General features: G+C 54.8%; 15 protein-coding genes. 2 read left to right on the forward strand and 13 right to left on the reverse strand.

Annotated elements, in window-relative coordinates:
* Positions 1 to 18: 18 nt before the first annotated feature.
* The 7 genes from E6C51_RS04535 to E6C51_RS04565 all read right to left on the reverse strand — a co-directional run bounded on the left by E6C51_RS04535 (position 19) and on the right by E6C51_RS04565 (position 8,824).
* The gene (locus E6C51_RS04535; protein ID WP_190235190.1) at positions 19 to 1,152 is read right to left on the reverse strand and encodes a Gfo/Idh/MocA family protein; all 1,134 of its coding nucleotides are present in this window, start codon (positions 1,150 to 1,152) and stop codon (positions 19 to 21) included.
* 28 nt (positions 1,153 to 1,180) lie between these two features.
* A complete protein-coding gene (locus E6C51_RS04540; RefSeq protein ID WP_190235191.1) occupies positions 1,181 to 1,942 on the reverse strand; it encodes a sugar phosphate isomerase/epimerase family protein in 762 nt (253 codons plus the stop codon).
* Positions 1,943 to 2,019: 77 nt separating this feature from the next.
* The gene (locus E6C51_RS04545) at positions 2,020 to 4,467 is read right to left on the reverse strand and encodes a beta-mannosidase (RefSeq protein WP_190235192.1); all 2,448 of its coding nucleotides are present in this window, start codon (positions 4,465 to 4,467) and stop codon (positions 2,020 to 2,022) included.
* 66 nt (positions 4,468 to 4,533) lie between these two features.
* A complete protein-coding gene (locus E6C51_RS04550; protein ID WP_190235193.1) occupies positions 4,534 to 5,625 on the reverse strand; it encodes an ABC transporter ATP-binding protein in 1,092 nt (363 codons plus the stop codon).
* 3 nt (positions 5,626 to 5,628) lie between these two features.
* On the reverse strand, positions 5,629 to 6,549 hold the full coding sequence (locus tag E6C51_RS04555; RefSeq protein ID WP_186827668.1) for a carbohydrate ABC transporter permease: 921 nt from the start codon (positions 6,547 to 6,549) through the stop codon (positions 5,629 to 5,631).
* Between the two features lie 10 nt (positions 6,550 to 6,559).
* Positions 6,560 to 7,462 carry a carbohydrate ABC transporter permease gene (locus E6C51_RS04560; protein ID WP_190235194.1) on the reverse strand — a complete coding sequence of 301 codons (903 nt, stop codon included), beginning with the start codon at positions 7,460 to 7,462 and terminating at the stop codon, positions 6,560 to 6,562.
* Positions 7,463 to 7,588: 126 nt separating this feature from the next.
* A complete protein-coding gene (locus E6C51_RS04565; protein WP_146929589.1) occupies positions 7,589 to 8,824 on the reverse strand; it encodes an ABC transporter substrate-binding protein in 1,236 nt (411 codons plus the stop codon).
* A 408-nt stretch (positions 8,825 to 9,232) separates the two neighbouring features.
* Between E6C51_RS04565 and E6C51_RS04570 the strand changes: the two genes are divergently transcribed.
* Complete coding sequence (locus tag E6C51_RS04570) at positions 9,233 to 10,273, forward strand: LacI family transcriptional regulator (RefSeq protein WP_146929586.1); 1,041 nt, start codon at positions 9,233 to 9,235, stop codon at positions 10,271 to 10,273.
* A 5-nt stretch (positions 10,274 to 10,278) separates the two neighbouring features.
* Here the strand turns inward: E6C51_RS04570 and E6C51_RS04575 are convergent, their stop codons facing one another.
* The 6 genes from E6C51_RS04575 to ccoG form a co-directional block, all read right to left on the reverse strand.
* Positions 10,279 to 11,133 carry an MBL fold metallo-hydrolase gene (locus E6C51_RS04575; protein ID WP_190235195.1) on the reverse strand — a complete coding sequence of 285 codons (855 nt, stop codon included), beginning with the start codon at positions 11,131 to 11,133 and terminating at the stop codon, positions 10,279 to 10,281.
* A gap of 65 nt (positions 11,134 to 11,198) precedes the next feature.
* Entirely contained in the window at positions 11,199 to 12,629 is a 1,431-nt protein-coding gene (gndA, locus tag E6C51_RS04580; protein WP_146929580.1) for an NADP-dependent phosphogluconate dehydrogenase, read from the reverse strand.
* Between the two features lie 82 nt (positions 12,630 to 12,711).
* Positions 12,712 to 12,867, reverse strand: coding sequence for a cbb3-type cytochrome oxidase assembly protein CcoS (gene ccoS, locus E6C51_RS04585; RefSeq protein WP_146929577.1), 156 nt, complete (start codon positions 12,865 to 12,867; stop codon positions 12,712 to 12,714).
* Entirely contained in the window at positions 12,864 to 15,134 is a 2,271-nt protein-coding gene (locus E6C51_RS04590; RefSeq protein WP_190235196.1) for a cation-translocating P-type ATPase, read from the reverse strand. The genes ccoS and E6C51_RS04590 overlap by 4 nt, the downstream gene beginning before the upstream one ends.
* A complete protein-coding gene (locus E6C51_RS04595; protein ID WP_190235197.1) occupies positions 15,131 to 15,625 on the reverse strand; it encodes a FixH family protein in 495 nt (164 codons plus the stop codon). Before E6C51_RS04595 ends, E6C51_RS04590 begins: the two co-directional genes overlap by 4 nt.
* A complete protein-coding gene (gene ccoG, locus E6C51_RS04600) occupies positions 15,625 to 17,229 on the reverse strand; it encodes a cytochrome c oxidase accessory protein CcoG (RefSeq protein ID WP_190235198.1) in 1,605 nt (534 codons plus the stop codon). The genes E6C51_RS04595 and ccoG overlap by 1 nt, the downstream gene beginning before the upstream one ends.
* Before the next feature lie 204 nt (positions 17,230 to 17,433).
* On the opposite strand from ccoG, the gene E6C51_RS04605 reads away from it, so the two are divergent.
* Positions 17,434 to 19,893 (forward strand): heavy metal translocating P-type ATPase, encoded by a 2,460-nt coding sequence (locus E6C51_RS04605; RefSeq protein ID WP_190235199.1) that lies wholly within the window; start codon positions 17,434 to 17,436, stop codon positions 19,891 to 19,893.
* Positions 19,894 to 20,089 lie beyond the last annotated feature (196 nt).

The raw sequence follows: 20,089 nt of genomic DNA on the forward strand, positions 1-20,089 counted from the left end.
CGCCCCATCGTCAAACACCTACTTTAACAAGGCACGTGCCTCTTCTACGCCAAGTGCAGCAGGTTGGGTACATGTCGTGGAAAGTGTAATGAACTCGCCCGTCGCGCCAGACTTGAGAATGGCCGTCATCACATCCACACCATGCAGCACGCGATCGAGCGAGCAGCGGGCGTCGCGCCCTTCCAGAATAGCCAGCGCCATATCGGCAAGGCCCGCTGTGCGGTAATTGGCGCGTGGACCTTGCAGGCTTTCCTGATTGTCAATGCCGAACGGATGATCCCACACGTCGAGCGGCTTGATTTCCTTGTTGCGGCCCGTGGCTTCCACCACGCCGCCAAAGAAATTCGGATCGGGCACAAACAACGAGCCCTCCGTGCCGTAAAGCTCCATATTGGCATGGCGGTGGCACCAGACATCCCAACTGGCCGAGAGCGTGATGGTCGCACCGTTTACAAACTCCAGCAGCGCATGGATATTTGTAGGGGTTTTGACCGGGATGGTCTCACCATTGCGCGGCTCGCTGGTGATGGTGCGTGTTTCGCTGGCCATGGACGTCAAAGCACCAACGCGCTTTACCGGACCAATCAGGTTGATCAGATTGGCGATATAGTAAGGCCCAAGATCAAGAATTGGTCCGCCGCCGGGCAGGAAGAAAAAGTCCGGGTTGGGATGCCACATTTCCATACCGGGGCTCATCACATGGCAGGTACCGGAGGTGACGCGGCCAATGCCACCCTGGTCGATATATTGACGGGCAAGCTGGTGGGAGCCGCCCAAGAACGTATCGGGAGCGCAGCCAACAGACAGGCCCTTTTCCTTGGCGATACGGCGCAAATCCTCGCCCTGTTCAAGACTGAGCACCAATGGTTTTTCAGAATAGACGTGCTTGCCTGCTTCCAGAATTTGTTTGGAGACCGGATAATGGGCATCTGGAATGGTGAGATTAACCACCACATCCACTTCCGGATTGGCCAGCAATTCATCTACCGTCTGCGCTTTGACGCCAAATTCTTCAGCCCGCAGCTCAGCTGCATTCATATTGATATCGCTGCATGCCACCACTTTGATTCCCTTGAACAAGGGCGCAAGCGTGAAGTAAGCCGTCGAGATATTGCCGCATCCTATGATGCCGACACCAAGTTCGCGTTCCATCTAATGAAACCTCTTTAATATTTTGAAATCAATAGGAATTGAAGGATGCGATTGAACGCGTGATCAATCGGTCAATGTCACTTGGGTTGTCGTGTTCAACCACATAATGATCGACATTGAATTTGCTAAGAGCGTCAACAAGCCCCTTCCAGTCGACGGTGCCGTGACCCACGTCGGCCCAGCCGTCCTCATTGGTGTTTTCGCCCGCAGGCGCAATATCCTTGACGTGAACTGCGGTGATACGTTTGCCGTAGCTTTCAATCCACGCGAATGGATCGGCACCACCGCGCACAACCCAGGCAAGATCTGCTTCCCATTTCAGGCTTGGGCCACCGGCAAAAATCTGCTCCTGCGGCGTGGAGCCATCCGATAGCGTGGCAAATTCAAAATCGTGATTGTGCCATCCAAAGGTCAGGCCCGCCTCAACGAAAGGCTTGCTTGCCGCTTCCAGCCGCTGACCAAAGGCAAACCAGCCAGCGGCATCACCTGGACGTTGATCAGGCATCAGATAAGGGCAATAGATCGCCTTAATGCCCAGTGTTTCGGTAATTTCAAAAACCCGTCCTGTGTCATTTTCCAGCATATCAATGCCGAAATGGCCGGTTGGCATGGTCAGGCCGTTCCCATCCAGCTCTGCGCGCAGCGCTTTAAGCCCGGCTGCATCCATGTCACCATACATGCCACCAAAACCCTCAACGTGGCTGTAGCCCGCAGCGCCAAGCTTTTTCATAACGCCCGAATAGGGCTGAAAATTGCGCGCACTATACATTTGAAATCCAAGCTTCGTCATTGGTATTCCTCCTCAAATCGGCCACGCGCCTCCCGCGACGCATGAGCAGAACATTGCAACAGTCTTTAGCCAGCCAATCAGCGCATGGCCTGACACGAATAAAGGTCGTATAGAGTGAATTCTGGCACAGTCCCTGAAGGCAAACGCATGGCAGGCGTGAAGATCACTCGTCTCTGCGCACCCGCAGTCAGATCAAATGCATTGTCGCTGTAGCGTCCAGCCGTGTGGCTCTCGATCATCACAAACAAGGCAAGACCGCGAGCGCCAACAACCAGCTCGAAAGAGCCGTCGTCCATGAGTTTCACATCGAGCATCAGCCCTGAGGGCGCAAGATCAAGCGCCTTGTAGGTGCTTTTACAATGATGCCCCTCGCCGCTCATGCCGTTAGATGTCGAAAACACCCAGAAAATTAGCGTATCATCAGCAATATCGCTGACACTCAGGCTGGTCAGTGTCTCTGCCTTGTCAGGCCCGCACAATCCTTCAACAGAGCTGATTTGCTTGCGTTCTCCATCCAGCGTTACCGCAAACACTGACAGATCGATCGTCACGGCATCGGCTGTGTCATTGACCACGGAGAAGTGCAGCTTTGCGCCATCCTCGCTTGGAATAGCAGCAACGGCCACTGGCTGAAAGAAACGCCGCGTCATGTAATGCATGGCCTTCCAGCCACCGCCGTAATCGAGGCTGGCCCACGAGGCGACCGGCCATGTATCATTGAGCTGCCAATAGAGCGTGCCCATGCAATGGGGTTTGAGCGAGCGCCAATAGTCCACCGCTGTCTTGATCGCCAAGCCCTGCTGGATCTGACTGAGATAGACAAAATTGGCAAAATCTTTCGGAAAGCGGAAGTAGCGGAACATGGTGCCAGCAATCCGCTCATTACCGCCTGCGTTTTTCTGGTGCAGCTCGATCACCGGCGAAGCAATGTTCATATCTTCCGGACGCGCAAAGGTCTCGATCACCGGCAAAGAGGTGTAGGATTGAAAGCCGAACTCCGAGCAAAAGCGCGGTTTGACGCTGCGGTAATTGTCGAAGCTCTTGTTTTCGTGCCAGACGGACCAATAGTGCATATCGCCAGAGCCATCGGCGTGCCATGCATCGCCATAATCGAGATAGCCCGATGCCGGGCTGGACGGCCACCAGAGACCTTGCGGAAAAGCACGTTTGACGCCCTGCTCTATCACTCTATTGAGCCGATCATAGGCCACAAGATAGCGGTCGCGATTGTTGCGGCTTTCCTCAAACCATGTCAGTGCGCCCACCAATTCATTATCACCACACCACAGCGCAATAGAGGGATGTGACGACAGACGGCGGACCTGATATTCCACCTCATGACCAACGTTTTCGAGAAAATCCTCAGTGCAAGGGTAGAGGTTGCAGGCAAACATAAAATCCTGCCAAACCAAGAGCCCCATGCGGTCACACAGATCATAGAACCAGTCCGGTTCATAAAAACCGCCGCCCCAAACGCGGATCATGTTCATGTGAGCATCAACAGCCGATTGCAGCAGGTCTTCGGTTTTCGCGGGCGATGATCTGGAAAAAACAGCGTCGGCGGGAATCCAGTTGGCACCACGACAAAAAATCTCGCGTCCATTGATCTTGAAGGCAAAACGGCTGCCCGCCTCGTCCGCGTCGGTCAAAAGCTCAATGGTGCGAAGGCCAATCTGCTTTTCAACCTTTTCTCCCGGCACTTCAACGCTCAGGCTATAAAGCACCTGCTCACCGCTGCCTGCGGGCCACCAGAGTTTTGGATCCTCAATGTCAAACACATGGGTAATGTTGGTTTCACCGGCATTGATCCCGCAATCCAGCCGCACCCGCTCACCATCAAGGGTAAAATACACCGGGGTCACGGCGGGCTGGCTGGCAAAGAGGGTTGCCTTGACCTTAAGCGTCACCCGGCCATCGCTGTGGTGATATTGCTCTGTCTCCACATGTTCGATGCGCGCCGGGTCGAGCTTGCGAATGGCAACGGTGCCATAGAGGCCAAGCGGTGCTATCGCGATGTTCCAGTCCCAGCCAAAATGGCATTGCGGTTTGCGCAGCATATTGCCATTGGCAATCGGTGAATTTCCGGTGGAATAGGGCACGTAAAACGGCTGTCGCGCCTGCCGCTCGGCCCCAGCCTTGATGCTGGAATGAATGACAATTCGAATGGTATTTTCACCGGGCTGTAATGCAGCGCTGATATCCGGGCGGTAGCGGCGAAAGCAATTGTCTGCTGACAGCACTGGAATATCATTGATGAACACCACGGCCACAGTATCGAGATAATCAATATCCAGATACCAGTCACCCTCCAGATGATCGATGCTAAAGCTGCGCGTCAGCACCCAATCGGCTTCAGCCACCCATTGCACGTCATTTTCATTGCGGCCAAAGTAGGGATCGGGAATGATTTTGGCGACATGAAGTGCGCTGTGAACATCGCCGGGAATAGCGGCAATGCAGGCATGTTTGCCATCCGATGTGGCAAGCTGCCAAAGGCCGGATAGATCGAGAGCCGTCTCAGACATTCTGCGTTTCCTTGAAAATCAGGCGGATGGAGTTTGAAGCAAAGGAGAGAAACACCTCCTTCGCCCTCAAAGCCTTTCTTCGGTCTTCGCATCAAACAGCGAGGCGACGGACATATCAAAAGCCAGATTGACAGAGCTGCCCGGCGCGTAACGCCGCGTTCCTGCGATGCGCACCGACAGGCTTTGCCCGGCGAGTTTCAGCCACAGCAGGTTATCTGCCCCCATCGGCTCTTCAATATCCACTGTCGCCGAATGGGTTTGCTCAACCGAGGCAATGTCGCCATCAACCGCAATATGCTCGGGCCGGATACCCAAAACCACCTCGCGCCCCGCCACCAGCGACGTTTCCGCATCATAGCCGCGCAGATCAAAATCAACGCCACCGCTGGAAAACACCACCGCGCCGTTCTTTTCTTTCAATACGCCGCGGAAAAAATTCATCGATGGCGAGCCAATGAAGCCTGCAACAAAAAGATTACGAGGCCGATTATAAATCGTCATCGGATCAGCCAGCTGCTGAATAACCCCGCTTTTCATAATGGCAATGCGGTCTGCCAGCGTCAGGGCTTCAATTTGATCATGGGTCACGTAGATCATGGTGTTTTTCAGCTGTTGATGCAGCCGCTTGATTTCCACCCGCAGTTCAGCACGCAATTTGGCGTCAAGATTGGAGAGCGGCTCGTCAAACAAAAACACATCAACATCGCGCACCAATGCGCGGCCAATGGCGACACGCTGGCGCTGACCACCGGAGAGCTCGGCGGGCTTACGCTTCAGAAGCGGGCCGATTTGCAAAATTTCGGAGGCTTTCGCCACCCGTCGATCAATCTCATCCTTGGGCATTTTTGCCACTTGCAGACCAAAGGAGAGGTTTTTCTCCACTGTCATCTGCGGATAGAGCGCATAGGACTGAAACACCATGCCGATGCCCCGGTCTTTGGGCTCTTCCCATGTGACGTTTTTGTCCTTGATGAAAATCTGGCCTTCCGACACATCCAGAAGACCGGCAATGCAATTGAGAAGCGTGGATTTGCCACAGCCGGATGAGCCGAGCAACACCAGAAACTCGCCATCGCCAATGTCGAGATTGAGGTCTTTCAGCACCGTCACGGCACCAAAGCTCAAAGAAAGATCGCGGATAGAAACACTGGTATTCATAACTTACCCCTTCACAGCGCCAGCGGCGATACCGCGCACAAACAGGCGCCCAGAGACGAAATAGATAATCAGGGGAACGGCACCCGTTAAAATCGTCGCCGCCATGTTGACGTTATATTCCTTCACGCCCTGAACGGAGTTGACGATATTGTTGAGCTGCACCGTCATCGGGTAATATTCTGGCCGGGTGAACACCACGCCGAACAAGAAGTCGTTCCAGATGCCTGTGACCTGCAAAATCATGGCCACCACGAAAATCGGCAGTGACATGGGCAACATGATGCGGAAATAAATCTGCCAGAACCCTGCCCCATCCACGCGCGCCGCCTTGAACAATTCCTCCGGCAGCGAGGAGAAATAGTTGCGAAACAGCAATGTCAGGATCGGCATGCCGAAGATGCTGTGAACAATCACCAATCCCGTCAAAGTGCCATAGACGCCCATTTCCCGCAGAATGATAACAATCGGATAGATCATCACCTGATAGGGAATGAAGGCACCGACCACCAGCATGGCAAAGAACAGATTGGCCCCTTTAAAGCGCCAGTTGGCAAGGGAATAGCCGCTGACCGACGCGATCAAAATCGATACGACGACGGAAGGAAGGGTAATGCGCACAGAATTCCAGAACCCGCGTGACAGGCCATCACAATTGAGACCCGTGCAGGCTTCGCTCCACGCCTTGACCCAGGGCTCGAAGGTAATCTCCACCGGCGGCGAGAAAATATTGCCCAAACGAATTTCCGGCATGCCCTTGAGTGAGGTTACCACCATCACATAGAGCGGCAAAAGGTAATAGACCGCGGCCACAAACAGGATGCCGTAGAGCATGATGTTGCGCGCAGAAAGTATTCGCTTTGGCTTTGCCCCTTGCGGCCCGTCTTTCAGGCGTTTTTCAGGGCTGATATGATCGGATAATTTGATAACGGAACGGTCAGCCACGCTTGCGCCCTCCAAATTCCAGATAGGCCCATGGGATGACAATAATGGCCACAGTGAGCAGCATCATGGTGGAAGCGGCAAAGCCCTGCCCCAGATTTTGCGCCTGAAACATATAGTCATAAACATATTTGGCAGGCACTTCCGAGGCGATGCCGGGACCGCCGCTGGTTTGCGCCACCACAAGGTCATAGACCTTGACAATACCACTGGTGATGATGACCAGCGTGGTGATGAAAACCGGCCGCATCATCGGAATAATAATCAGAACATAGGTTTTCCAGGTAGGAATGCCATCAACGCGGGAGGCCTTCCAGATATCCTCATCAATGCCGCGCAAACCCGCCAGCATCAGGCACATCACCAGACCTGTTCCCTGCCACAGCCCGGCAATCAGAATCCCATAAATGACGATGGAAGGATTATAGAGCGGATCAAAATTGAAACTGGTAAAGCCAAGCGCGCGGATGATCGACTGAATGCCGAAATCGGGATTGAGAATCCATTGCCATACCAGACCGGTGACGATGAAAGAAAGGGCAAAGGGATAGAGAAAAATCGTGCGGAACACGTTTTCAAAACGGATTTTCTGATCCATCAGGGCCGCCAGCACAAAGCCGATGACGAGGCTGAAAATCAGCGACAGCACGCCATAAATGGCCAGATTCTCGATCGACACGATCCAGCGCGCCGAACTCCAAAGGCGATCATATTGATCGAGACCAACAAATTTCAGCCTCGGCAACAATTTTGAATTGGTAAAGGAATAAACAACCGTCCAGATACTGCCGCCGAAGAAGATCACTGTTGCGATCAGGATCATCGGTATCGATGCAACTTTTGCATTCAGATTGCGCAGCCATCGGCTTGGTCGTGCGGTTTGGCCCTTGGCCATCATCAGAGCAAGCTCCTCTTCTCACAGCCTCAACATGCAAACATCTTGAAACAAGCGGGCACTAAGGCCAAAGCGAGGAACGCCCGCTTTGGCTTTTTTATGCTATCGCCCGTTTCGCAATATGCCGCGTTAGTCGGCGTCCGCCAGAATTTCAGCAAAGCGCTTTTGCGCAGCCTCAGGCGTCATTGAAGGGTTGGCGAAGAACTGCGAGAACAGGTCTTCTTTCTGCTTTTGTGTGTCAGCAGAGAGCATCTGGTCTGTGCTTTGCAGCACATTGCCCTTGCCCAGAATAGCAAGGCCCTTCTTCATGCAGTCGTTGGCAGAGGCCAAATCCACATCGCCACGAATGGGCAGAGAGCCTTTCTTGAGGTTGAAAGCGACTTGCACCTTTGGATCAACAATGGTTTCAGCCAGCACGTCCTGCGCCTTCGATTTTGCCTCATCTTTCAGCTTTGGAAAATAGAAAGCATCACCACCCGCCGTCAGATATTCATTCAAACCAAGACCCGGCAAGCAGGAATAATCCTTGCCAGCCACCTGGCCAGCGAGCTGGAACTCACCTTGCGCCCAGTCACCCATAATCTGGCCTGCGGCCTTGCCGGTAATGACCATGTTGGTGGCCTGATTCCAGTCCTGAACATTGCTGCCTTTCGCCATCTTGCGGGCATCATCAGCAGCCTTGAAAACTTTGGCCATCTCCGGGCCTGAAATCGTTGCGGCATCCTTATCCTTGAAAACCTTCATATAAAGGTCTTTGCCACCCAGCGAAATCAACAGCGTATCGACCAGACCGGAAGCCTGCCATGGCTGACCGCCGAGAGCCAAAGGCTGAATGCCGGCCTTCTCCAAGGCTGGCGCTGCCGCCACGAACTCGTTCCAGTTCTTCGGCATCTCGACGCCAGCCTTTTTGAAGGCAGCATTGGAAAGCCAGAGCCACTGCCACGAATGGATATTCACCGGCGCGCAATAGATTTTGCCGTCAATAGTGCAACTATCGAGCAGGCTTGCGGGCTTGATCACATCTTTCCAGTGGCCTTTTGTCGCCACATCCGTCAAATCACGCATCAAACCGGCCTCCACCAGTTCCTGCGCCTGACGGCCGTGGTTGAATTGCGTGGCACCCATCGGGTCGCCACCGGTAATGCGGCTGATCATGATTGGCCGGGCCGTACCACCGGAACCGGCAATGGCACCGTCCACCCAATGATTGCCCGTGGCGTCAAACGCCTTGGCCAGTTCGGCCACCGCTGCGGCCTCACCGCCAGATGTCCACCAATGGGTTACTTCAAGATCGGTAGCTTTGGCCGCGCCAAACGGCATTGCCACGGTAGCAGCCAAAACAGCCGCGATGCACCGGAAATTCATTAGGTCTCCTCCCCAACTGAAACGTTGCAGTAAAAACCTATGTCAAACTTTCAGATCACGCAACCATGAAGATAGAAAAAATTCATTTTTTATTCACGCTGTGGATTTTTTTGGCTGCAAGCAGGGCGCAAAGGCAAAAAATTTGAGAAAACTTGCGCTGCAACACGATAAAAAAGCGATATTCTTGAGCTATTTGCGGAAAATTGACACAATGCAGCATCGCAATCGCAACAATAACAATCTCCTAAAAACACCCTCAATAAGTGTTCGAACTGCAATTCAAGCACTGGACTTTCGAACTGTAACGTTTCAGATTATCTCTCTTTTCCGTCGATTGAGCAGTCGCGTCACCCCTTGCATAAAACTGCTCGACCCGTGTAAACACAGCTTTCTTCAGGTGGAATTTCGATGGACGACGATCTGAAACAAAGCACAAAGGCCATAGAATCCAGCGCCCCTGCAAAGGAGCGCCCTACCCTGAAGACCATTGCCTTCATGACGGGCTTAGGCATCACCACCGTATCGCGTGCCTTGAAGGATGCACCCGACATTGGTGCGGACACCAAAGAACGTGTGCGTATGGTGGCAAGGCAGCTTGGCTATCAGCCCAACCGCGCCGGTGTGCGCCTGCGGACTGGCAAAACCAATGTCATTGCCTTGGTGCTCAGCATTGACGAAGAGATCATGGGCTTTAGCAGCCAGATTATTTTCGGTGTCTCAGAGGTGCTGTCCAACACGCCCTATCATATCGTGGTCACACCGCACTCGCACAGCAAAGATCCGATGCAAGCCGTGCGTTATATTCTGGAAACAGGCTCTGCGGATGGCGTCATTATCTCGCGCACCGAGCCGGATGATGCGCGTGTCAAATTGCTGTTGGAGCGGGGCATGCCTTTCGCAGCCCATGGACGCACAGCATCCAGCGCCGTGCACCCCTATCATGATTTTGACAATGAAACCTTCGCCAGACAAGCCGTAGAGAAACTGGCCCAGCGGGGGCGTCGGCGTATTGCACTGCTGGCCCCTCCCAGCAAGCTGACCTATTACACCCACACGCGGGATGGATTTCGCGCAGGGCTTCGCGCCCATGGCCTTATGGAAATGCCCTTTGATATCGATATTGACGCCTCGCTGGAAACAATCCGCAGGGCTACCGAGGAGTTGATGCGCCTGCCGGATGCGCCGGATGGCATTGTCTGCTCCGCAGGCAGCGCTGCTATTGCTGTGCATGCCGGTATTGAGGCGGCCGACAAGCAGCTTGGGCGCGATCTCGATCTCGTATCCAAGGAATCGATACCGATTCTCAATTGGATCAGCCCGCAAATCATCACCGCACGCGAAGATTTCCGCATTGCTGGCCGTGAACTCGCAAAAGCGGTCATTGCCAGCATTGATGGTACTGAGCCCGAAATGTTGCAAAGCGTAAGCCAGCCGGTGTGGGAAGATTGATCTCTTCAAGCAAGGGAAATGGACAGTCCATCCTTACCGATCACCAATTCGCCAGACCATGTTTCTGCCAAAGCCGAACGCCAGTGACCTTCCGTGAAATCCGGATCGTCCGCAGGTATCAGATGATTGAGCACCAGGCAGCGCACATTCGCAGATGTTGCAATGCGGCCTGCATCGGCGGCCAAAGTGTGCGAGGCCAGCAGATGTTCGCGCAGCCGTGCCCCATTGCCGGTGCGACGAATAATGCTTTCCACCCCGTCTGGCAGCATGGCTTCATGCACTAGAATATCCGCGCCTGAGGCAAAATCGGCAAGCGGCGGAAAATAGGCGGTATCAGACGAAAACACCACACAGCGGCCTTCAGCCTTTAAGCGCAGAGCAAAACAATCCGTCACAGGCGGATGATCAACCCGAAGAGCATCCACCCGCAATCCATCTGCGTCTAAGACCAGTCCGGGACCATACTCTATCAACTCGACCAACGCGCTTAAATCGGGGCGTCCCTCGTCAGCAATGCGGGTTTCAATGTCGTAAGACATTGAGGCCAGAAACCCATCCCAAAGGCGCTTGATGCCGGGAGGACCAAATACAGTCACCTTGTGCGCAAGGCCGGTGGTCCAGGCAGTGTGAATCAGCGGCCCAAGCTCCAGCACATGATCTGAATGCAAATGGGTGATGAAAATCAGGTCCAGCTCTTTCAAAGACAGGCCCGCCTCAACCAGACCGCGGGCGACACCCAAACCGCAATCCACCACCATGCGACGCCCGCCGAGTGTCAACAGCATCGAGGTGGGGTTTGGTCCAGCGGGACGGATGGCGGGGCCACCCTTGGTGCCAAGAAGCGTGAGAGAATTTGTCATGTCGCTATCCATAGAAAAACGGCTCAATCCGTTGAAGAATTGAGCCGTCATAGTGTTCAAAGCACTTAGTAAATCGCAGCACCGCTGCCCCATGGGCCGTGGTGATATTCCTTGCCATCCACACGATCAAAGCCATGCGCGCCAAAGAAATCACGCTGCGCCTGAATGAGGTTGGCTGTGCCACGACCACGGCGGTAGCTGTCGAAATAGGACAGCGCCGAGGACAGGGCCGGAACTGGCAGGCCGGAAAGTGCCGCATAAGAGACCACGCGACGCAATGCACCGTCGGTTTCCTTGACCATCTGCGCGAAGGCAGGCGTGATCAACAGGTTGGCCACATCCGGCTCCTTGGTGAAGGCCGAGGTGATTTCATCGAGGAACTGCGAGCGGATAATGCAGCCTTCACGCCAGATTTTGGCAATGGTTGGCATGGGCAAGGACCAGTTAAATTCTCTGGAGGCTTCCGCCATCACTGCAAAGCCCTGCGCATAGGCGGCAATTTTGGCAGCCAGCAAAGCGCTTTCAAGATCTGCCAGGAAGGCCATGCCATCGTGTGGCTTATCAGCAGGCTTTGGCAGGCCAAAAATGCCTTCCGCAGCCACACGCTCTTTCTTTTGCGATGACAACACGCGCCCCGCAACGGCAGCTTCAATGCCGGTTGCGGCCACGCCCATGTTCTGCGCCTCGATCACCGACCATTTGCCGGTGCCCTTCTGGCCAGCAGCATCGACAATCATGTCCACCATCGGGTTGCCGGTAATCGGGTCCGTCGCCTTCAGGACTTTTTCGGTGATTTCAATCAGGTAAGAGTTCAAACGACCCTTGTTCCATTCGCCAAACACACCGCCGATTTCGCTGGCAGACATGCCAAGGCCGTCACGCAGAATGCCGTAAATCTCGGCAATCATCTGCATGTCAGCATATTCAATGCCGTTGTGAATGGTTTTGACGAAATGGCCTGCACCGTCCGTGCCGAGCCAAGCCACGCAAGGCTCACCCTTGAATTTGGCAGAGATCGACGTCAGCACGGGCTCGACGCGCTTCCAGCTTTCTTCCAGACCACCAACCATGATGGAAGGTCCGTGGCGCGCACCCTCTTCGCCGCCCGAAACACCCATGCCGATAAAGGTCAGGCCGGAATCCTTCAAGGCGTCGAAGCGCCGGATGGTATCGCGGAAATTGGCATTGCCAGCATCAATCATGATGTCATTGGCTTCAAGATAAGGCTTGAGCAATTCCATCTGCTGATCCACAGCGTCACCAGCCTTGATCATGATGATGATCGGGCGCGGCGGGCGAATGGCGGCAACAAATTCTTCAATTGTGTCGCAACCAATGATGTTGCTGGCCAGATCACCCGCCTCTGCCAAAAACTCGTGGGTGCGGGCGGGGGTGCGGTTAAACACCGCAATGCGATTGCCCTTCTCGGCAATGTTCAGCGCGAGGTTTGACCCCATCACGCCAAGGCCGATCAATCCGATTTCCGCCTGTTGCATGTGAATGCTCCAATTCATCTACCAAAAATCAAGGAGGCTGTTTTGGCACTCCTTTGGTCATCCGGCAAGGCGAAAGGCAACGTCAGGCGTCAGGTTTGTCGTCATCTTGTGCAATCACCCGCCAGGCTGCACCATCCATATCGTCATATTGCCCGGATTTAAGCGACCAGAGAAAAGCCGCCAGGCCGATACCGCCCATAAACAGGGCGATAGGAATGAGATAGATCAGCATATTCATAGGGCAAGGTCACTTTTTTGAGAGAATGCACCGTTACTGCCACCCAGCCGGTTCAGCCGCAGCGCATTGACCACCACCAGCATGGACGAGGTGGACATGGCCACTGCCGCAATCAAGGGTGACGCATAGCCCAAAAGCGCGATCGGCACTGCCAGAATATTATATCCGATTGCCAGAATAAAGTTTTCGCGGATCAACCGCCCTGCCCGGCGCGACACATCAAGTGCGAAGGAAACGGCATCCAGACTGTCGCGCAAAAACACAAAATCGGCGGCCTGACGGCCCACATCCGAGGCTGTGGCCGGTGCCATGGACACATAGGCCGCCGTCAGTGCAGGCGCATCATTAATGCCATCACCCACCATCAGCAAATGCTGGCCTCTGGCGTCAACGACCTTGCAAAACTCCACCTTCTCCGCAGGTTTAAGTCCTGCATGATACTCCGCAATACCAAGCGTGCTTGCCAAAGCCGCGACAACCGAGAGCCGATCTCCCGACAGGATTGCCATGCTCAATCCTTCGGCTTTGAGCTTTGCAACAGTTTGCTCCACACCGGGGCGCAAACTGTCCTCAAACAGGAAGCTGGCGAGTTCATTGCCGTTGAGAGACAAGACGACCTCTGATGCCTGCGCGTTTGTTGCGCCGTCGCCGTCCTGCGCCACGGCAAAGATGCGATTGCCAAGACGATACCGGCCTTGTGCAGTTTCCGCCTCTACACCACAGCCCGGAAGCTCCTGCACCGCATCAAAATGCCGAGGCGCGCCCGGAACCGCGCGGCAGAGCGCGCGCGACAAGGGATGGTGCGAATGAGTTGCAAGCCCGCTGGCAATGACTAAGATCTCTGCGCTTGCGCCACCGTCACTGATAAGGCGCGGGTGGCCAATGGTGAGCGTTCCGGTTTTGTCAAAGGCAACAGCATCGGCCTTTGCCAGCCGCTCCATGGCGGCACCGTCCTTGACCATGATACCCTTTTGAAACAGCCTGCCCGCCGCAACCACCTGCACCACCGGCACCGCCAGGCCAATGGCGCAGGGGCAGGTGATGATCAGCACAGCAATGGCCACCATCAGTGCATGTTTCCAATCGCCATCATAAAGCCCCCACACCACAAAGGAGGCCAGCGCCAGAAGATGCACAACCGGCGCATAGAGCTGGGCAGCGCGGTCTGAAATGCGACGATAATGTGCTTTGCCGCCCTCAGCAGCTTCCATCATGCGGATAACTTCAGACAGAAAGGAATCCCGTGCCTGCGCGGTGCTTTCAATGGTCAGCGAGCCGGTGAGGTTCAAGGTGCCTGCCTGTACCGCATCGCCCACACCAATTGGCTGCGGCACGCTCTCGCCATTGACAATCGAGCGATCAAGATCGCTGCGGCCAGCCAGGACCACACCATCCACCGGAATACGCTCGCCAGCCGCAATAGCAATGTGCTCACCAACACGAATATCATCCACCAGACGATAATCGCGGCTGCCATCGTCACCCACCACCGTTGCGCCGCGCGGATTGAGCCGTGCCAAACCACTGATGGCCGAGCGCGCCCGATTGCGCATCATATGATCCAGTGTTCGACCAATCAGCAGAAAGAACAATAAAGATGCGGTAGCATCGAAATAGGCATGTTCACCGTGATGAAGGGTTTCCCACAGCGACGAAAAATAGGAAAGACTGACGCCAATGGCGATGGGCACATCCATATTGCTGCGGCCATGTTTGAGCGCATTCCACGCCGACACATAAAAGAAACGCCCGGCATAGATCAAAGCCGGTGCCGCAATCAGCGCGGAAATCCAGTGAAACAAATCGCGCGTGGCATCATCGGCACCGGACCAGACGGAGATAGACAAAAGCATGATGTTGACGGCAGCAAAGCCCGCGACCGCAACGGCACGGATCAATTGCTTCAGCTGCTGGTCAGCGGCCTCTTCCTGTGCACTGAAAAGATGGCAGGCATAGCCCTGGCCCGCAATCGCACGAGCAAGGTCTGCGGGATCAAAGCCCTGTTCATCCGCACCCTTCCACACCACACTGACACGGCGGGTGGAGAGATTGACCCTTGCTTTTTCAACAACCGGCAGCCTCTTCAATGCGGTTTCAATCGTGGTAATGCAGGCACCACAATAGACGCCGGGGACGCTGAAATCGACCTGAAATACATCATCGCCCAAGGGGCGACGCGCCAGCTTTATCTCGTCGCTCGAAGGCAAAAGCGCAGCCGACTGCGCAAGATCAAGTGTTGCTTCCGTTCCGGCTGCACAGCAGCTCATTGCTGCCCCCTGATCACCGCAATGCGGTTTGCTTCATGCATCACCAGTTTGCCATCACGTTTGGCAATGGTTTCGACAATCCAATGACCATCATCAACAGGATGGCTGCCAGCGAAATGGCCGGGCGCAGTTGGCAAAAGGGTGAGGGAAAAATCCTGATGCTCGCCCACCGGGCGCCTGAAATTCGCAACCACTTCATCGGCCACCACTGGCCCCTGATCAGGAATTGAAAGATCATAGGCAATGTGGCCTTGATCGATTTTTATCGTACCCCGGATTCCCGTGGCCAGCAATTTGCCGATTTCAGCCGTTTTACGATTGAACTGCTGACTGGCCACATAGGTATTTCCCACCACCATGCCGCTCCAGCTATGGCTGGCATAATAGGCCATGGTCAGATTGACCGTGATGATCACACCAAAAAACGTGCAGATTGTTGCCAGCATGTGCCAGCCGGTAAAGACAAATTGCTTTTTCACTCTTGCTGTCATCACTTGCCCCCGGGTGCGTTGAATGTGGCTTTGTTCACGGCTTTTTCGCCCGACAATGGATCACTGACCACGAATTGGAAGGTTTCCGATTGTTCCGTGATCTGCCCTTTGGGCAATGTCACATAAACTTTCAATGTGGTGGCTTCATCTGGTTCCACGGACACAACAATCGAGCGGGTTGGTGTCTCCTGCATGCCATTCACCTTCATGGTGGCCTCCGGCAAGCCGTCCAGTGTCACCGTCAAATCGCGAGGCTCAGGGATCATGTTGAGCAGGCGCACGGTGTAACCATTGCGGATCGATCCATTGGATTCGAGCACATATTGCGGATTGCGGTCGTGAAGCACATTCAGATCCAGCCGCTCGCGCGTCAAAAGTGCCACGAGAAGGCTGATGCCAACAGCTGACCAGACTCCGATGTAAAGCAGCGTGCGCGCCCGAAAAATCACCCGCCAGTTAAAGTGGCGAATCGTGTCGACAAATGTGCCATCCGCATTGCGCACCTTGGCGGGATCAATGCTGCTTGCACCATTGCTGGTGGCCAGCGCCATATTGCCATTATATTCCGCAAGCGTTGAATAGGCGATCAAACCGCGCGGCTTGCCGGTCTTATCCATTACGCCATCACAGGCATCGATGCACAGAGCGCAGGTAATACATTCCAGCTGTTGACCATCGCGAATGTCGATGCCCATGGGACAGACCACCACGCAAGCATTGCAATCCACGCAATCGCCTACCGGCTGGCCAGCGGCAGCCATTTTTTTGGCGTGGCGCGAACGCGGCTCACCGCGCCAATCATTATAGGTCACCACCAGCGAATTTTCGTCCAGCATTGCACCTTGAATACGTGGCCATGGGCACATGTAAATGCAGACCTGCTCGCGCATCAGCCCACCAAACACATAGGTGGTGGCTGTCAAAATCGCGACCGTCATATAGGCAATCGGTGCTGCCTCGCCGGTGACCAAATCTTTGAGCAAATCGCGTGCATCGGCGAAGTAGAAAATCCAGGCACCGCCTGTGAGCACACCAATGCCAATCCACACAAGATGCTTGGTCACCCGACGCCACAGCTTGTTGAAACTCCACGGCGCGCTATCCAGCTTGATGCGGGCGTTGCGATCTCCCTCAATGGCGCGCTCCACCACCAGAAACAAATCAACCCACACCGTTTGCGGACAGGTATAGCCACACCACGCCCGCCCAACGGCAGAGGTGATCAAAAACAGCCCGAAACCTGCCATCACCAGCAGGCCAGCCACAAAGAAAAATTCCTGCGGCCAGATTTCGATGAAGAAGAAATAGAAGCGACGATGGGCCAGATCAATCAGCACGGCCTGATCCGGCGCATAGGCACCGCGATCCCAGCGCAGCCATGGCGTGAGATAATAAATGCCCAGCGTAATGGCCATGATCAGCCATTTAAACCGGCGAAACCGGCCCGATGCCCGCTTTGGGAAAATTTTCTTGCGCGCAGCGTAGAGCGGTTCTCGTTTTTTTGCCGAGTTTACGGCTTCGGCGTTAAACTGCTCAACACCCCCCGGTGCCAATTCAGTCGGAGTGTGTTCAGCCGGCTTTGGTTCAGCCAAATCAGGTTTCATGAAAATACCCCCTGTTGCAGGAGTCATTCCACGAACAACGCTTGCGAGCCTTGACTTAAGTCAAGCTGCGTCGATCCGCCTCAATTGGCGAAATGCAATGCCATCCATAAAGACGGCTGAAAATTATCTTGGTGATTGCCCTTGACCTTCCCCCTGTGGGAAGCCCTATCTATAGCAGGCACTCCTCAAACAAGGACAACGCCTATGACTGCCAATGCCTTCACCGAAACCACCATTGCCATTGATGGCATGAGCTGCGCATCCTGCGTTCGGCGCGTGGAAAAAGCGATCAGCAGCGTACCTGGGGTTGAGAGCGCATCCGTTAATCTCGCCACAGAAAAGGCAAGCGTACGCTTTGTTGAAAAGCCGGAACTGGAAAATGTTCTGAGCGCCATCACCAAAGCCGGCTACACACCTCGGGTCGAGACCAGCGAGTTTGACATCGAAGGCATGACCTGTGCGTCTTGCGTTCGCCGCGTTGAAAAGGCACTCACCGCCGTTACAGGCGTGACCTCGGCATCCGTGAATCTCGCAACCGAGCGGGCAACGGTTACCAGAACAGCGGACACCGACATAGCAACATTGGAAGCCGCGATCACCAAAGCTGGATATACGGTGCGCCATCCGGCTGTGCATGAGACAAGCGATGCTTCCTCCGAGGATCACCGGGATGCTGAAACCAAAAAGCTGACCCGGCTTACCATTCTCTCAATCCTTCTCACGCTGCCGGTGTTTGTCATTGAGATGGGCTCACACATTATTCCCGGCATGCATATGTGGGTGATGCAAACCATTGGCATGGATCATAGCTGGCAATTGCAATTTTTGCTCACCACTGCGGTGCTGTTTGGCCCAGGCCTCGGCTTTTTTCAAAAAGGCCTGCCCAATCTTGCCCGCCTCGCGCCGGATATGAATTCGCTGGTGGTCATGGGTGCCTCTGCCGCCTGGGTCTATTCGGTGGTTGCCACCTTCGCTCCAGGGCTGATGCCTGCCAATGCGGTGCATGTCTATTACGAAGCGGCCGCCGTGATTGTCACCCTTGTGCTACTCGGCCGCACGCTGGAAAGCCGCGCCAAGGGCAAGACCAGCCAGGCCATCAAACGCTTGATCGGCCTGTCGCCAAAGACCGCGCGGGTGATCCGCGATGGTGCGATAACGGAGATCGAGATCAGCGCGGTAAAGGTAGGCGACGTGATCGATATTCGTCCCGGCGAGAAAATTCCGGTAGATGGCACACTGATTGAGGGCCAGTCCTACGTTGACGAATCCATGATCACCGGCGAGCCGGTGCCAGTGGAGAAGGTCAAAGGTGGCAAAGTCACCGGCGGCACTATCAATAAAAACGGAGCCTTTCGTTTCAAGGCGGAAAAAGTCGGCGCGGATACCGTGTTGGCCCAGATCATCCGTATGGTCGAGAGTGCGCAAGGCTCAAAACTGCCGATTCAGGGCATGGTTGACGGTATTACCGCATGGTTTGTGCCCGCCGTCATTGCCGCCGCTGTGGTCACATTTATCCTCTGGATGCTGCTTGGTCCTTCGCCTTCCCTCAGCTATGCGCTGGTCAATGCGGTTGCGGTACTGATCATCGCCTGCCCCTGCGCCATGGGACTTGCCACGCCAACCTCCATCATGGTCGGCACTGGCCGCGCCGCAGAATTGGGCGTGTTATTTCGCAAAGGCGAGGCTTTGCAGACCCTGAAAGACGTTAAAATCATCGCTTTTGACAAAACCGGCACGCTGACAAAAGGCAAACCCGAACTCACCGACCTGATCGTCGCTGACGGCTTTTCCCGTCGTGATATTCTCACCCTCGCAGGCAGTCTGGAAATGCGCTCGGAACACCCCATTGCTGCCGCCATTGTGGCCGCCGCCAAAAGCGAAGGCGCAGATGGTGCGGAGGTTACAAACTTCAAGGCAGAGCCCGGCTTTGGCGTGAGCGGCACCGTTCGCGGCCAAACCATTGTCATTGGTGCCGACCGCGCTCTAGCGCGGAATGGCATTAATGTAAGTGCCTTTGAGGAGGAGGCCAAACGGTTGGCGCTCGCTGCCAAAACGCCGCTTTACGTGGCAGTGGATGCCAAGCTTGCTGCCTTGATTGCTGTTGCTGATCCGATCAAGGACAGCACACCTGAGGCCATCAAAGCCCTGCATGATCTGGGGCTGAAAGTGGCAATGATCACCGGCGACAACCAAAAAACCGCCGAAGCCATTGCCAGCCAACTTGGCATTGATACCGTGGTGGCGGAAGTGCTGCCCGATGGCAAGGTCGCGGCCATTGAAACCTTGCGCCAGAAATTTGGCAAAATTGCCTTCACCGGTGACGGTATCAACGATGCCCCGGCCCTGTCGTCCGCCGATATCGGCCTTGCTGTCGGCACCGGCTCGGATATCGCCATTGAAAGCGCCGATGTGGTTCTGATGTCTGGTGATCTCAATGGCGTCGCCCGCGCCATAGGCATCAGCCATGCCGTGATCCGCAATATCGGCCAAAACCTGTTTTGGGCATTCGGCTATAACGTCTTGCTGATCCCCATTGCCGCAGGGGCGCTTTACCCTGTCAATGGCACATTGCTGTCACCGATGTTTGCGGCAGCAGCCATGGGCCTCTCCAGCGTGTTTGTGCTGTCCAACGCCTTGCGCTTGCGCTCTTTCAGCCTCTCTTAAAAAAACACCCCGCTCGGCAGAACCGAAGCGGGGCAACTGGAGATTTGAGACATCTTTCTAGCGAAACCTTGGGGCGTCAATTGGGCGCTTCCATGGTTCTATTATGGCGCATTTTAAGTCGTTATTTACGGGTAGTTCACCACCCTCGCTTATACTTCATTAAGATGGCAGATTTACTTTAGATCTACAAAAAACA

This window comes from Gillisella terrae, assembly GCF_004801395.1.
GTDB lineage: Bacteria > Pseudomonadota > Alphaproteobacteria > Rhizobiales > Rhizobiaceae > Allorhizobium > Allorhizobium terrae.

What these genes read in the sequence shown, in the direction of transcription:
- E6C51_RS04535 (WP_190235190.1), bottom strand. Translation starts at nt 1,152, where the DNA reads ATGGAACGCGAACTTGGTGTCGGCATCATAGGATGCGGCAATATCTCG.
- E6C51_RS04540 (WP_190235191.1), bottom strand. Translation starts at nt 1,942, where the DNA reads ATGACGAAGCTTGGATTTCAAATGTATAGTGCGCGCAATTTTCAGCCC.
- E6C51_RS04545 (WP_190235192.1), bottom strand. Translation starts at nt 4,467, where the DNA reads ATGTCTGAGACGGCTCTCGATCTATCCGGCCTTTGGCAGCTTGCCACA.
- E6C51_RS04550 (WP_190235193.1), bottom strand. Translation starts at nt 5,625, where the DNA reads ATGAATACCAGTGTTTCTATCCGCGATCTTTCTTTGAGCTTTGGTGCC.
- E6C51_RS04560 (WP_190235194.1), bottom strand. Translation starts at nt 7,462, where the DNA reads ATGATGGCCAAGGGCCAAACCGCACGACCAAGCCGATGGCTGCGCAAT.
- E6C51_RS04565 (WP_146929589.1), bottom strand. Translation starts at nt 8,824, where the DNA reads ATGAATTTCCGGTGCATCGCGGCTGTTTTGGCTGCTACCGTGGCAATG.
- E6C51_RS04570 (WP_146929586.1), top strand. Translation starts at nt 9,233, where the DNA reads ATGGACGACGATCTGAAACAAAGCACAAAGGCCATAGAATCCAGCGCC.
- E6C51_RS04575 (WP_190235195.1), bottom strand. Translation starts at nt 11,133, where the DNA reads ATGACAAATTCTCTCACGCTTCTTGGCACCAAGGGTGGCCCCGCCATC.
- gndA (WP_146929580.1), bottom strand. Translation starts at nt 12,629, where the DNA reads ATGCAACAGGCGGAAATCGGATTGATCGGCCTTGGCGTGATGGGGTCA.
- ccoS (WP_146929577.1), bottom strand. Translation starts at nt 12,867, where the DNA reads ATGAATATGCTGATCTATCTCATTCCTATCGCCCTGTTTATGGGCGGT.
- E6C51_RS04590 (WP_190235196.1), bottom strand. Translation starts at nt 15,134, where the DNA reads ATGAGCTGCTGTGCAGCCGGAACGGAAGCAACACTTGATCTTGCGCAG.
- E6C51_RS04595 (WP_190235197.1), bottom strand. Translation starts at nt 15,625, where the DNA reads ATGACAGCAAGAGTGAAAAAGCAATTTGTCTTTACCGGCTGGCACATG.
- ccoG (WP_190235198.1), bottom strand. Translation starts at nt 17,229, where the DNA reads ATGAAACCTGATTTGGCTGAACCAAAGCCGGCTGAACACACTCCGACT.
- E6C51_RS04605 (WP_190235199.1), top strand. Translation starts at nt 17,434, where the DNA reads ATGACTGCCAATGCCTTCACCGAAACCACCATTGCCATTGATGGCATG.